This window comes from Pelagibacterium flavum, from assembly GCF_025854335.1.
GTDB lineage: Bacteria > Pseudomonadota > Alphaproteobacteria > Rhizobiales > Devosiaceae > Pelagibacterium > Pelagibacterium flavum.
Map to the genome: position 1 here is coordinate 3,179,399 of NZ_CP107716.1, position 13,712 is coordinate 3,193,110.

At 61.2% G+C, this 13,712-nt stretch carries 11 protein-coding genes; 1 reads left to right on the forward strand and 10 read right to left on the reverse strand.

Annotation, left to right across the window (positions count from 1 at the left end; translation table 11 throughout):
* Positions 1 to 138: 138 nt before the first annotated feature.
* The 9 genes from rsmD to OF122_RS16070 all read right to left on the reverse strand — a co-directional run bounded on the left by rsmD (position 139) and on the right by OF122_RS16070 (position 10,543).
* Positions 139 to 693: a 16S rRNA (guanine(966)-N(2))-methyltransferase RsmD gene (gene rsmD / locus OF122_RS16030; protein ID WP_264225191.1), complete on the reverse strand. Its 555-nt coding sequence runs from the start codon at positions 691 to 693 to the stop codon at positions 139 to 141.
* Positions 694 to 697: 4 nt separating this feature from the next.
* Positions 698 to 2,290 (reverse strand): pseudouridine synthase, encoded by a 1,593-nt coding sequence (locus tag OF122_RS16035; RefSeq protein ID WP_264225192.1) that lies wholly within the window; start codon positions 2,288 to 2,290, stop codon positions 698 to 700.
* 87 nt (positions 2,291 to 2,377) lie between these two features.
* On the reverse strand, positions 2,378 to 2,944 hold the full coding sequence (locus tag OF122_RS16040; RefSeq protein WP_264225193.1) for a hypothetical protein: 567 nt from the start codon (positions 2,942 to 2,944) through the stop codon (positions 2,378 to 2,380).
* Between the two features lie 125 nt (positions 2,945 to 3,069).
* The gene (gene lspA, locus OF122_RS16045) at positions 3,070 to 3,552 is read right to left on the reverse strand and encodes a signal peptidase II (RefSeq protein ID WP_264225194.1); all 483 of its coding nucleotides are present in this window, start codon (positions 3,550 to 3,552) and stop codon (positions 3,070 to 3,072) included.
* Positions 3,549 to 6,530: an isoleucine--tRNA ligase gene (gene ileS, locus OF122_RS16050; protein WP_264225195.1), complete on the reverse strand. Its 2,982-nt coding sequence runs from the start codon at positions 6,528 to 6,530 to the stop codon at positions 3,549 to 3,551. The genes lspA and ileS overlap by 4 nt, the downstream gene beginning before the upstream one ends.
* A 169-nt stretch (positions 6,531 to 6,699) precedes the next feature.
* A complete protein-coding gene (locus tag OF122_RS16055; RefSeq protein WP_264225197.1) occupies positions 6,700 to 7,695 on the reverse strand; it encodes a bifunctional riboflavin kinase/FAD synthetase in 996 nt (331 codons plus the stop codon).
* A 106-nt stretch (positions 7,696 to 7,801) separates the two neighbouring features.
* A complete protein-coding gene (locus tag OF122_RS16060; RefSeq protein ID WP_264225198.1) occupies positions 7,802 to 8,368 on the reverse strand; it encodes a class I SAM-dependent methyltransferase in 567 nt (188 codons plus the stop codon).
* A gap of 79 nt (positions 8,369 to 8,447) precedes the next feature.
* A complete protein-coding gene (locus OF122_RS16065) occupies positions 8,448 to 9,311 on the reverse strand; it encodes a TIGR01459 family HAD-type hydrolase (RefSeq protein ID WP_264225199.1) in 864 nt (287 codons plus the stop codon).
* 20 nt (positions 9,312 to 9,331) lie between these two features.
* Positions 9,332 to 10,543, reverse strand: coding sequence for an EAL domain-containing protein (locus OF122_RS16070; RefSeq protein ID WP_264225200.1), 1,212 nt, complete (start codon positions 10,541 to 10,543; stop codon positions 9,332 to 9,334).
* Positions 10,544 to 10,716: 173 nt separating this feature from the next.
* On the opposite strand from OF122_RS16070, the gene OF122_RS16075 reads away from it, so the two are divergent.
* Complete coding sequence (locus tag OF122_RS16075) at positions 10,717 to 12,129, forward strand: sigma-54 dependent transcriptional regulator (protein ID WP_264225201.1); 1,413 nt, start codon at positions 10,717 to 10,719, stop codon at positions 12,127 to 12,129.
* A gap of 50 nt (positions 12,130 to 12,179) precedes the next feature.
* On the opposite strand, the gene OF122_RS16080 is transcribed toward OF122_RS16075, so the two are convergent.
* Complete coding sequence (locus OF122_RS16080) at positions 12,180 to 13,709, reverse strand: glycosyltransferase family 39 protein (protein WP_264225202.1); 1,530 nt, start codon at positions 13,707 to 13,709, stop codon at positions 12,180 to 12,182.
* Positions 13,710 to 13,712 lie beyond the last annotated feature (3 nt).

The following is a 13,712-nucleotide window of genomic DNA, read 5'->3' on the forward strand; positions in this document are numbered from 1 at the left end:
GTTGCCTCCAGCTTGCACGATGCAGGACCAACCCGCGTCGCGAACGAGTGGTTCCTCAAAAAATGGCTGGGAGCGGCAAATTTGTGGCTGCTGTGTGGCAAAGGTTACTTTCCCCACACTTCCCCACATCTGCTGGTGTCACGCGACCTCGAGGAAGGTGATGGCTGTCTCAGCATATTCGCGGCGATCGACAATCTGAGTGCCGGTTGGACCCTCGATGGCAACATCTTTTCGTTCTTCAAGGACGATAAGAGCGTCTGGTGCAATCCATCCGCCAGACAGCGCGCTGGCGATGGCCTTTTCACCCAGACCTTTGCCGTATGGCGGGTCGGCAAAGACAAGCCCACAAGGCTTGATCCGTTCGGCCGGCCCAAGATCTGTGGCATCACGCTTAAGAAGCTTGGTCTGGCCGCCGACGCCGAAATGCTCGATGTGTCCGCGAATGAGGCCGCGCGCCTCAATGCCGGTGTCGATGAAGACACAGTGATCAGCGCCCCGCGATAACGCTTCAAAACCCAGCGCGCCCGTGCCGGCAAACAGATCGAGTACATGCAATCCCTCCAGATGGGGACCGATGCGGCTTCCGATTATCGAGAACACGGCCTCGCGCACCCGGTCCGAAGTGGGACGAATATCGTCCGACTTCGGCGCTTCGAGCTGTTTGCCGCGGAATTTTCCGGCGACGATGCGCATCTAGCTATTTATCCTCGTCCGGACGCGGGCGGCGGGGGCGATCGGGCCGAGTGCCGGTCGATGGCTTTCCATCCCTACGCGGCGGGCGCTGGCCGGTCGGCCTGTCAGCCCCGGTTTCCCGGCGTGGCCCCTTGCCAAAGGGCTTGCCACCGGGGCGGGTCTGGCCGCCAGGGCCTTTCGAGAACGGGCGATCAGAACCTGCGCCCTCGCGCCGTGGTCCTTTGGAATAGGGCCGGTCTGCGCCGGTGCCCTCCCGACGCGGCCCTTTTGCGAAGGGACGATCGCCGCCGGCACCATCTCTACGAGGCCCTTTGGAGAATGGACGATCGGCACCAGCGCCTTCGCGGCGCGGACCACTTGAGAAGGGTCGGTCTCCTCCACCGTCCCTGCGGGGGCCTTTGTTAAAGGGGCGGTCTCCTCCGGCAGATTCCCGGCGCGGAGGGCGATCCGCATCCTTGCGAAACGAGCGATCACCACCGCCGGCATCGCGCGGCCCCTTGCCAAACGGCTTGCCGCCGGGCTTTTGGGGACGATCGCCGAACGACTTACCTCCCCGGTCAAAGCTTTTTCCGCCTGCGGCGTCGCGGCGCGGCCGGTCACCGAAGCCACCTTCATCGCGCTTACCCTTCCGGTCACCACCAGACGGCACAAAGCTCTGGGAGGGGCGGCCATCGTCGAAGTGAACCGTGCGAGGGGCTTCTTCGCGCCGCTCGGGACGCTTGAAATCGGGCCGTTTGCGCAGACCACCAAAACGATCGCGCTCAGTAGGTTGGCTTTCGCGCTGAGGGGAGCGGCGGCGCGGCTGATTAGGTTCCTCAGCGATGGGAGAATCGAAATCTGCCCCTGCACTTTCGGCCAGGCGCTTGCCCAGTTGGTCCTGGAGAATGCGCGTCTTCACCTTTTCGACCGACCCCGTCGGCAGATCACCAAGCTGGAACGGGCCATAGGAGAGACGGATCAGCCGGTTGACTTCGAGGCCGAGCGCGCCAAGGACGTTGCGAACCTCGCGGTTCTTGCCCTCGCGCAAGCTCATGCTGATCCAAACATTGGAACCACTGGTGCTGTCGAGCGTCGCTTCGATGGGACCGTAATCAACCCCTTCAACGGTCGTGCCGTTGGCAAGCGTATCGAGCTGTTCCTGGGTCACCGAGCCGAAGGCACGGACACGGTAACGCCGCACCCAGCCGGTTGCAGGCAGCTCGAGGGTGCGCTTGAGGCCACCATCATTGGTGAGCAGCAAAAGGCCCTCGGTATTGTAGTCGAGCCGTCCCACAGTCAGCACGCGCGGCAAACCGAGCTTTTCAAATTCCGAAAAGACGGTTGCGCGCCCCTCGGGGTCCTTTTCGGTGACCATGAGGCCCGCGGGCTTGTGATACAGCCAAAGCTGGGTGGCCTGCTTGCGGGCCAGGGGCTTGCCATCGACGGCGATAGTATCGCTTTCAACGACATTGAATGCGGGGGTCTTGACCGGGCTGCCGTTGACCGCGATGCGGCCGGCGGTGATCCAGGCTTCGGCATCGCGGCGCGAACAGACTCCTGCGCGGGCGATGACCTTGGCGAGGCGCTCGCCGGATGGGGGTGGGGCTTTATCGCTCATTGGAGCGTCTTCTTTCGATCTGGAGCTATCAAAACAAAGCGAGGCCAACGGCCCCGCCCTGAACATTCTTCGGTGCTGCGCGCGAAATCAGCGAGAGGCTGCGGCGCGAACATCAGGTGGACAGCGAGGATCGGACAGGGTGACAAGGTCACCATTGGCCGCTTCGCATATGGTTTGCTGGCCTGCCACCGTCTGGAAATATTGCTCGGGCGGAAGGTAGATGTTGCGCTCGGTCAAGCCCTGCGCATTGCGGTAGGCGGCCATACGCGCTGCAAGCTGACGGGCCTCGGCTTCGGTCAGGGGACGACCCGAAGTTGCGCCCGACGACAGCACGCGCCCGGTCCGCAGCGCTTCAAGATCGGCGGTGGTCAGGCCGGTGGTGTCGATGGTCACGGCGCCCGAATCCTCGGGAATGACTGCTGTCGACTGGCTGGGGGGCGGAGGGGTTGCTCCTGATGCCGGGAGCACGAGCGGGCTGCGCTCTCCCGAGACCATCGCCTTTTCCTCGCGCGGCACGATGCCCACGCCCTGCAGGGTCGAGCGCATCACTTCGCGCTCGAAAGTCAGCGGGTCGGTGAGCGCATTGGTGCCCTCCACGGTGGTGCAGGCCGCAAGTGCCGAAGCCGCGGCCGCAGCGAGAAATGTCATACTCAACAGGCGCTTAATCCTGTTATTACTCGTTACAACGATACCCATTGAGGTCTCGACCACCCTGATGATCCCACGATTTTCGTGGGGTTATAGCCCATTGGTGGGCGTAAGGCCAGAATTTGGCCGATTTACGATTTCGCTTCCGACTCCGGTCGCGGGCGCAGCACGTCGATTATCAGTGCAATGACGCCTATGCTGATGGCCATGTCGGCGATGTTGAATACATACGGGAAAAAGCTCAGCGAGAAAAAGTCGGCGACGGCACCATAAACCACGCGATCGATGGCGTTGGAGAGGGCGCCGCCAATGGCGAGAGCGATGCCGATGCGGGTGAGAAGGGAGTCTTCCTTGACCCACCACCAGCCCAGCGCGACCATAGCCAAGCCCATGACAACCAACAGCATTTCCGGCGCCATGCCGCCCATAAGGCCATAGGAGATGCCGGTGTTCCAGACGAGAGTGTAGTCGAAAAACGGAGCAACGTCGATGACTTCACCCCCTGTCCAGCCGGCCATATCGATCTGCAGATATTTGTGCAGGCGGTCGAAAATCAGGACGTCCACCCCGAGGAAAAAACTCCACAGCACCGATGGCTTCATCAGGAAATTCATACGCTAAGCCCTGCAGCCACCCGCTCGCGCATAGCCTGAGCGTCACGGGGAGTCAGATCGGGATATTCGGGGTCAGAACCGACCTCGGGCGAGACTTTCCATGAGCGAGCGCAACGGGTTCCCGCGGCTCTGGCAAAGGCCACCTGGACCCCCGGAACCTCGTCCAACTTGAAAAATTGCTCGTTCGAAAAGGCATGGGATTGAGTAGAAATAGCCGAGACAATGCACAATTCGGCGAGATCATGAGACTCGACCGCCTTGGCAAGCTCAGGATCGGTGATAGCGACTATGGGAGCGGCCTCAAGCGATGAGCCGATGACCTTGTTCTTGCGCTCGATTTCGAGCGCGCCGGTGACCACGCGGCGTACCGCACGGATCTTTGCCCATTTTGCCGCCAAGCCATCGTCGCGCCACTCTGAGGGGACCTCCGGGAAGGTGCGAGTGTGGACGGAAGACGTGTCGCCCGGGTTTCGCTCAAGCCAGACTTCTTCCATCGTGAAGACCAGCACCGGAGCCAGCCATGCGGTGAGGCATGAATAGAGCTGGTCAAGGACCGTCAGGGCCGCCTTGCGCTTTGTTGATGAGATCGGATCGCAATAGAGCGCGTCCTTGCGGATGTCGAAATAGAACGCCGAGAGTTCGAGATTCATGAAGTTTGCGATGGTGTTGACCACACGCTTGTAGTCGTACGCCTTGTAGCCGGCGCGGACCTCGCCATCGAGGACGGCGAGACGGTGCAGGATGAGCTTTTCTAGCTCGGGCATGTCGGCGTGGGCCACCGCTTCCTCGGGCTTGTAATGGGCGAGATTTCCCAACAGCCAGCGGAAGGAATTGCGCATCTTGCGGTACATCTCGACGGTGTTGGCCAGGATTTCATCGCCGATGCGGTGATCTTCGGCATAGTCGATGGTCGCCGCCCAGAGGCGCAGGATGTCGGCGCCGAACTTCTTGATGATGTCCTGGGGCGCAATGGTGTTGCCCAGTGATTTGGACATCTTGAAGCCGTTCTTGTCCATGGTGAAGCCATGAGTAAGGACGGATTCGTAAGGGGCAAAGCCGTTGGTGGCGCAGCTTTCGAGCAGCGAGGAGTGGAACCAGCCGCGATGCTGGTCGGAACCCTCGAGATACATCGAAGCCGGGAATTTCAGGTCCGGCCATTTTTCCTTGTTGCGCAAAACGAAGGAATGGGTCGAACCAGAGTCGAACCAGACATCGAGAATATCGGTGACCTTGGTCCAGTTTTCTGGGTCTGCGACATCATTGCCGAGGAAGCGCTGTTTGGCGTCTTCGGCGAACCATGCGTCGGCACCCTCGGTTTCGAAGGCGGCAACGATGCGGGCGTTGACGGCATCGTTTTTAAGGATTTCGCCAGTTTCAGCATTGACGAACACGGTGATCGGCACGCCCCAGGCGCGCTGGCGCGAGAGCACCCAATCGGGGCGATCGGCGATCATCGAGCGCAGGCGGTTCTGCCCGGCGGGGGGCACGAATTTGGTGGCGTCGATGGCGGTCAGGGCGCGGGTGCGCAGGGTGTCGTCCGCTCCCTTTCCAAGGTCCTTGTCCATATAGACGAACCATTGGGGGGTGTTGCGGAAGATAATGGGTTTTTTCGAGCGCCAGGAGTGGGGGTACTGGTGCTTGAGGCGGCCACGGGCGAAGAGATTGTTGGCGGCGATGAGCGCGGTGATGACGCGCTGGTTGGCGTCGCCCTTCTTGCCCTTGTCGTCGATGATGCGCGCGGGTCCACCCTCGGCGTCGGGGCCAAAGCCGGGAGCGTCCTTGGTATAGAAACCGGCGTCGTCGACGGTGAAGGGGATTGACGTGTCGATGCCCTTTGCCGCGATAGCGCGACCCTCAGCCATCCAGATTTCAAAGTCGTCTGCGCCATGGCCGGGCGCGGTATGGACAAAGCCAGTGCCGGCATCGTCGGTGACATGATCGCCATCGAGCAGGGGCACGAGGAAATCGTAACCGCCGCCGAAGCCGCGGAGGGGGTGATGGAGGGTCATGGCGCCGAGTTCATCGGCGGTGACGTCGGCAAGGCGCCTGAAGGCGAGTTTTGCCTTTGTCGCGCTTTCGGCGGCGAGGTTGTCGGCAAAGATCAGCTTTTCACCGGGCTGGGGGCCGAAATCGTTCTCGGCAGACTCCACTTCGTAGAGGCCATAGGCGATGCGCGAGGAATAGGACACCGCGCGGTTGCCGGGGATAGTCCATGGGGTGGTGGTCCAGATGACAACAGACGCGTCCAATAGCTTTTCCACCGGCGCCTTGTCGGCCCAATGCTGGGTAGCCACGGGAAACTTCACCCAGATCGCGTCGCTTTCATAATCCTGATATTCGATCTCGGCTTCGGCGAGCGCTGTCCGCTCGACGACCGACCACATGACGGGCTTACTGCCGCGATAGAGCTGGCCGGAGGCGGCAACTTTCATCAATTCGGACGCAATGGTGGCTTCGGCATCGAAGCTCATGGTGAGATAGGGATTGGCCCAATCGCCATTCACGCCCAGGCGCTTGAATTCCTCGCGCTGAGTATCCACCCATTGCTCGGCAAAGGTACGGCATTCGGCGCGGAATTCGTTGACCGGGACTTCATCTTTGCTGAGGCCCTTGGCCCGGTACTGCTCCTCGATCTTCCATTCGATGGGCAGGCCGTGGCAGTCCCAGCCGGGCACATAGGCAGAATTGTAGCCCAGCATCTGCATGGAACGCGACACAAGATCCTTCAATGTCTTGTTGAGCGCGTGGCCGATATGGATGTTGCCATTGGCGTATGGAGGGCCATCGTGGAGCGTGAATTTTTCACGTTCGCGGCTCTGCTCGCGCAGCATTTTGTAGAGGTCCATATCTTCCCAGCGCTTGAGCCATTCGGGCTCGCGCTGGGGCAGACCGGCCCGCATGGGGAAATCGGTCTGGGGCAGGAACAGAGTGTTTGAATAGTCGCGTTCGGTTGTCGCGCCTGTTTGCGTGTCGGTCATAAGAACTCGCGGAAATCTTCAGTCATGAGATCGGGACCGCTTTTAACAGCGGACCGGCGGAAAAGTCGATGGGTTTGCGGCATAGCACGAAGTGATCACGGCGTCTGAGCGGACTAGATCCCGGCTCAAGGCCGGGATGCCGGCTGCGGCGTGCTGCACCGAACGCGATTTAGCCGACGGACCCATCGACAAAGCCCAGGGCGGCGTCCAGCTCGGAGAGCGGGCGGGCCTGGGCGGTGATAATTCGCGCTGCCGCCGTATCCTTGTCCATCTGCGCTATGAGCGGTGTGAGACCATCGAATGTCATCTGCCCCCGGATAAAGCCGAGCAGGGCGATGTCGAGAGCCTTGCCATAGATGGTGCGGTCGAAATCGAAAATGAAGGTCTCGAAGGGCGGACGCGTATTGTCGAACATTGGCTTGCCATAGGCGGCAATACCATCGAATAGCTCGCCATCGAGCCGGACCCTGACGGCATAAACCCCTTGCGCGAGCCCGAAGGTCTGGGGAACGACCATATTGGCGGTGGGATAGCCCAGGTCGCGGCCGCGTTTGTCGCCTTCGATCACCGTGCCGGAAAAGAAGTGGTGGTAGCCCAGAAGGGAGTTGGCAGTCACGATATTGCCGCCAGCAAGCGCATCGCGGACGCGAGATGATGATACAGGCTCAATGCCGTCATCGAGCATGTCGCAGATCTCGACCGAAAAGCCGTGCTGCTCGCCTTGGGCCAGAAGAAAATCGGGCGTACCCGCCCTGCCCTTGCCGAAATGAAAATCGGCACCGACCACCACGCCGGAAACCTCGAGCGCTTCGAGCAGGTAGCGCGCAACAAATTCGCTTGCTTCCACGGAAGCCAGATCGCGGGAGAATTCCATGAAGGCCACAGCATCAAAGCCCAGCGCCGCGACGAGGCTCGCCTTTTGATCGGCATAGGTCAGACGATACAGAAAGGGGTTTGGCGCAAAGACATCGCGCGGATGGGGCTCGAAGGTCAGGACCAGTGCCGGCAGACCCTTTTTTTCCGCCATGGCGCGGGCGGTGGCAAAAACCTGCTGATGGCCGCGGTGGCACCCATCGAAATTGCCGATGGCCACGACACCGCCCTTGAGAGCTGTCGGAACGGCCGAAAGGCCGTCGAGTCGGGCGAAGGTCTTGCCTGCGGTCATATCGTCTGGATCGTTCGTCGCGCTTCCGAAACGGAAGGATTGGGTGAGGCCAATTGAAGTCGCGCGGAAATTGCCTTTTTGTGATCCCGATTGCAAGGGCCGAGGATCAGGCCATTCGGCCAATATAGCGCCAAGCGTGCGCGGGACGCGGCTCGGCTGTAGCGGGTTCGCCGAAATCGATGAGCGGATAGGTGCCTATGGACAGCATACGGTCGCGCGGCAAGTGCTCGCGTCCGATGTCTCCGACATAGATTTGGCGCTTTTCGCTCAGGCAGCGATCAAGGAACGCCACGACGCGTCTGGCGAATGCGGCTTTATAAAAAAGGTCGCCCACGAGAATGACTTCCTGTGCAGGCACCGGGCCGTCGAGAAGGTCGGCAAGCGAGGTCTGGATGGAGACGGAATTGAGCGCGGCACTAAGTCTTGCCGCAACGATGGCGTTGGGGTCGGTATCGCAGGCAAGAACACGATTGGCCCCTCTCATGGCCGCCGCGATGGCCACCAGGCCAGAGCCCGTTCCCAAATCGAGGACGGTGCGCCCCGAGACGATTTGGGGATTGGTCATGATGTGCATGGCCAGCACAAGCCCGCCTGGCCAGCACCAGGCCCAATAGGGCGGCACACCGTCGCGCGCCAGTTTCCAAACCCCGCTTTGCGGGACGGCGAGGTGCAACCGGATGTCAGGCAGCCCCGGCACGGGAGCGACGGGAAGATTTTTCGCAATGAAGTGCGTCGTGTCTATCTTGCGCCTCTCACCAGACCAGACGCGGCATGAACCCGATCATATTGGCGCGCGAGACGGAGACGAAATCGGAGACCCGGCGGGCCGGTGGATCGTTGAAGGCATCGAGTTCGGCGGCGTGAATCGAGCCGGTTATGAACAGAAGGTCGATGCCGAATTGGGCGGCGCCCATGGCATCGGTGCGTACGGAATCTCCGATGGCAAGGATCTGGCTTTTTGCGAATCGCTGCCCGGCCGCCTCGTCGGCCAGCGCCTTGGTCTGCTCGTAGATGGGATTGTAAGGCTTACCCGCCATCATCACCCTGCCGCCGATGTCTTCATAGGCATCGGCCAGCGCACCTCCACAATAGACGATCCGGTCTCCTTCTTCGACGACCTTGTCGGGATTGGCGCATATCAGCGGCAGATTGCGCGATTTCCAGATGGCCATGCGGTCCAGGTAATCGTCGGGGGTGTCGTCATCGGTATCGAGATCTGTGACGACCACGGCGGTTGCCTCTTCGTCCGAGCCGAAGGTGAGATCGAGCCCCTCAAACAGCACGTCATCGACGGAGGGGCCGACGCGGGCCACAGTCCTACCCCGCCAGTTTTCCAGCAAGGTGCGGGTGGCATCGCCAGAAGACACCAGAGCATCATAAGCGTCACGCGGGATGCCCATAGCATCGAGCTGGGCGATGATTGAGTTTCCGGGGCGCGGGGCATTGGTTATGAGCACAACCCGACCGCCGCTCGCGCGGAATTGGCTCAGCGCTTCGACGGCACCCCAGTGCGGGGTCACGCCGTTATGGAGCACGCCCCAGACGTCGGAGAGCACAGCCTTATAGCGTGTGGCGAGATTGGAAAGACCGGGAGTGGGGCCGGCAAGGGCGGGCATGGGCGTTCCTTGATTTGTGGTTATCGCGCGACGGCCCGGCGCAGATCGTCATCGCCCTCGTCGCGCAGATCGGGCCGCAAGGGTCCGGCTTCACCCATAACCGGGCCTTGCGCAAGCTTTATGCCATCATCAAGCAGCGCAAGGATTTCGCTCTCACTTTCAAGGTCGGTAATAACGAGATTGATGCCGAAGCGCTTGATATAGTCGTTGATGTCGGATGAGTGGAAATCGGTCAGCGTGGCGGGCGATTTGAGGAAAGCGTGGGCGCTGGCTTCTATATAGCGCACGCCCTTTTCGGCAAGGCCGCCAAAATCCAGACGGAGCGTCGTCGCATTGCGCAAGGCGACGGACACGCCCTGTTGCACAAGGCTGGCCAGCCCATCGGATTCAGGGCGCGACAGGTGGGTCCAATCCTCATAATCGAGCGCAAAGACGATATCGGAATTGATGGCGCGATTGGCGGCAAGAAGGCTCAAGGTCTGATCGAGCGCCGGCTTGTCGCCGAGGCTGGCGGGGGAAATATCGATCAGGAGGCGGACCGGATCGCCGTTTAGACGGGCGCGCCGGACGATGCGGATACCCTCTTCGGCGCAGATGCGATCGATGCGGCGGAGGACAACCGTGCCCTCGCCGGTGGGGATGGGCATATATTGTGGTGGATCGACCAACTGGCGCCCCTCGATTTGCAGGCGCGGCACCATATCGAAGGCGTGGGTCTTGCGCTGGGGGAGCGTTAGGATGGGGCGGACGTGGTGAATTAGCCGTCCTTCATCGAGGGCGCGTTTGACTTCGTCGAGTGCAATGGTTGGGACGCGGCGGGCTTCGGAGTGACCGGTTGGTCTGCGGTCGTCTTTGGCGGCCGGAGCGGAGGCTGCCTGGGCGGTTTCGAGATCAGACACCGCCTCGGCGACCTGGCGGACGACGGTGCCCAGAACGCTCATATCGGCCTCGATGACATCTAGGCGTGAGCCGAGTTCGAGATCGACGAGGGCATTTACACGCTGACTGAGGACCTGGCCCGCCTTGGCATCGGTGGCCAGAAGGCGCCCCATTTCCTCGACGCCCTGTTCGAGTCGCCGGAAGGCGCGGCGGCGGGCTTTGCGCTCCTCGACCATCACGCCTCCCAGCGCTATGGCAAGCGCCAGAAGCCCCGCTTCAATAGGGGTGAAGCCGAGGGCGAAATAGGCCGCTGCGCCAATGGCGGCGCCGCAGACTCCAACAAAAATCAACACCAGATTTTGCACCCGGCTCAAAGCCCCCCGCGGGAATCAAATTCGGCTTTCATTTAAAGGTTTACCACTCCCGCGTCCGACTAAAAAGCGGGCGCGCCAACCCTTTGTTTACCCTAATGGATTGATAGTGCCAGCAAGAGTAGAGCCTTCATCTGGCAAGGAGAAGCCGCCTGATGCGTGATGGAACCCCGTCGGACGCAGATGTGAATCTGTTGCTGATCGAGTGTTCGCCCGAGCGGGCGCGCGCCACCATGTCGGCCATTTATGCCCAATGGGGGCAAGGAATCACGCTCGTGCACTGCACAAGTGGGCAGCAGGCCATGCGCAATCTCAAGGCACAACGCTTCGACGTGCTTCTGGCGGAAACCGGGAGCCTGGAGGGGCTAGGGGGCGGCCAGGAAGCTGCGTTCGGTGCTCTGGCGGCGGCGTCCGATGATGCGCTGATCATTGCACTTTCCGATGGCGGATCGGTGTCGCTGGCGGTTGCCGCAATGCGGGCCGGTGCGCACGATTATCTTCCCTTACCGGTCTCAGGACCTGTTCTGGCGGCAAGGCTGGGCGAGCTCGGCCAGCGCCACGGCAAGGCGCGCGCCATGGTGTGCGACACGCTGGTCGAAAAACATCCTGATTTTGAAGGGTTCGTGGGAACGACGCCACAAATGCAGGCGATCTACGACCAGATTTTGCGGATCGCGCCGTCGGCGGCACCGGTGTTCATCACCGGGGAGAGCGGGACGGGCAAGGAAGTGACGGCCGAAGCCCTGCACAAGCGCAGCCCGCGCGCCAAGAAGCGCTTCATTGCGATCAATGCCGGCGCCATCCCGCGCGAACTTATGGAATCCGAAGTGTTCGGGGCGGTCAAAGGCTCCTATACGGGTGCCCACGAAGACCGCAAGGGCGCCATCGAAATGGCTGATGGCGGCACGCTGTTTCTCGATGAAGTGGGGGAAATGGACCTTGCCCTGCAGTCGAAACTGCTGCGTTTTTTGCAGACGGGGACGATCACCCGGGTTGGGGAGTCGGTGGCGCGACCGGTCGATGTGCGGGTAATATGCGCGACCAATCGCAATCCGATGCAATTGGTAAGCGAAAAGAAGTTCCGCGAGGACCTGTTCTATCGCCTGCATGTGCTGCCCATTCATTTGCCGCCCCTGCGGCAGAGACCGGGCGACATCATGCCACTGGCGCAAAGCTTTCTGGCCTCGTTTGCCAAGGAAGAGGGCAAGGGGTTCGTGGGATTTGCGCCCGATGTCGCGGACCTGTTCGTCGCCCGCGAATGGCCGGGCAATGTTCGCCAGCTGCAAAATCTGGTGCGCCGCATCGTCGTAATGTTCGATGGGGGAATGGTGACCTCGCAGATGGCGATGGCTGCCGACATCGAGTCACGGGATGCCTATGACGTCTCAGTCATCTCGACCGGGCCCCTACCCGACATTCTGCCCATGTGGCAGCAGGAGCAAAAGATCATCGAGGACGCGCTAGGGGCTTTCGGCGGCAACATCGCCCGCGCCGCCGCGGCGCTGGAAATCAGCCCTTCGACGATCTACCGCAAGCGACTGGGGTGGGAGCGGGCCGGCGCTGCCTAGCCATGCCCAGGTTCTATGGGCATTTCGAGCGCAGTAGCCTTCACTACCGCCTACTCGCCCCTATACCCTTGGGCATAATAGACTTGGATATTGCCCAGTTCGATAACGCCATTGCGGGCGATGGATATGCCGCCAAGGTGTTCGATACTGTCAAAATTCTCTGAGTATGCGTTGGGCACACGATCGGCATTGGGGGTCTGGGCGACGATATAGGCGTTCCAGCCGAGATGAGCGCTCTTGTCGAAATTAAATTCGAGATTGCGGGGGTCGCTGCCGAAACAGGCCAGCGGGAGACGTCCGGAGATCTGGGTGTCGATATAGCCGCAATCGATCCAGTTGGTGCCGGCGATGAACAATTCGCCCTGACCGAAGGCGCCACGCTCGTCGAGCGCTTCGCCCAGTTCGGTCCAGGGCAGCTGCAGTGCCGTCGGGTCTTCCCAATCGCCTGGGAACACGGCCCGCGCCCATCCGGTTGCGGCATGGGAAATCAGCAGGGAGAGAATGACGAAGGTCGCAATGGCCGAGCCGAAGAGCCACGCCCGAATGGCCCAGCCGTCCCGATTGGCGGCCCATGCACCCATGAGCATAAACAGCATGAGATAGCCCGGTGCCTGCCAATGGAAGTGGAACTGGGTGTCCGACCAGAGGGCGACGACGGTGAAAAAGATGACGATCGGCCAGCCGATATAGCAAAACAGCGCCGCCACACCCGGTTCAGCACCCGAGGGGAACTGACCCCGTGGGCCTGCGGCGAGTGCCTTGACGCCAACATAGAGCGCGGGAAGCGCCAGCCAAGGGACCATATAGAGCAGTTGTCCCCAGATCATGCGGATCAATCCGTCCCAGCGCAGACCGGATTCGGCCAGCGCCCTGCCGCCCTGAAAGCCGAAGGACACCCAATCATTCTGCGCGTTCCAAATCAGAACCGGAGAGAAGATGGCAGGCGCTATCATAAGTGCCAGCCACGGCGCACGATGAGCCAGCCAGCGGCGCTGGGTGGAGTTGGCAAGAATGAACAGGCCGGTGCCCGCCACAAGAAAGACGGCATGATACTTCGAGAGAAATGTCAGGCCGAGAAATACTCCGGCAACGCCCCAGTAAAGGAAGGGTCGCTGAGCGCCCTTGCCGAAGAAGATTTCGATCAGCACGCGGATCGTTGCGAGCCAGAACAGCACCATAGGGGCGTCGGGCTGGGTCCAAGACCCGATGGATAGCGAAAACAGCACGCAAGCGTTGACGATGAGCGCTGCGTAAAAGCCGCCAAGCGGGGAATGGATGCGGCGGACAATATCGAAGACCAGCCAGGTCGAGACCGCGAACATCAAGATGAAAGGCAGGCGGATGACGAGCAGGTTATCGGACCCAGTCAGTTGCAGGGTGGCCCAGATGGTCCAGAGCGAGACGGGCGGCTGGTCGAAATAGCTCAGATGGAATTGGCGGGCGGATGCCAGGTAATAGGCTTCTCCAGTGCCCCACCCGACTACAGCGCCACCGATCATGCGCAGGATCAGGGTGACGGCGATCAGGGCGAGGGTGGCTTGACCGGAGGTGAAGGGGCCGATGCGATCACGCGGGTTCATGGT

Excerpts from the sequence above, each read along its gene's own strand:
- rsmD (WP_264225191.1), bottom strand. The coding sequence starts at position 693 with ATGCGCATCGTCGCCGGAAAATTCCGCGGCAAACAGCTCGAAGCGCCG.
- OF122_RS16035 (WP_264225192.1), bottom strand. The coding sequence starts at position 2,290 with ATGAGCGATAAAGCCCCACCCCCATCCGGCGAGCGCCTCGCCAAGGTC.
- lspA (WP_264225194.1), bottom strand. The coding sequence starts at position 3,552 with ATGAATTTCCTGATGAAGCCATCGGTGCTGTGGAGTTTTTTCCTCGGG.
- ileS (WP_264225195.1), bottom strand. The coding sequence starts at position 6,530 with ATGACCGACACGCAAACAGGCGCGACAACCGAACGCGACTATTCAAAC.
- OF122_RS16055 (WP_264225197.1), bottom strand. The coding sequence starts at position 7,695 with ATGACCGCAGGCAAGACCTTCGCCCGACTCGACGGCCTTTCGGCCGTT.
- OF122_RS16065 (WP_264225199.1), bottom strand. The coding sequence starts at position 9,311 with ATGCCCGCCCTTGCCGGCCCCACTCCCGGTCTTTCCAATCTCGCCACA.
- OF122_RS16075 (WP_264225201.1), top strand. The coding sequence starts at position 10,717 with ATGCGTGATGGAACCCCGTCGGACGCAGATGTGAATCTGTTGCTGATC.
- OF122_RS16080 (WP_264225202.1), bottom strand. The coding sequence starts at position 13,709 with ATGAACCCGCGTGATCGCATCGGCCCCTTCACCTCCGGTCAAGCCACC.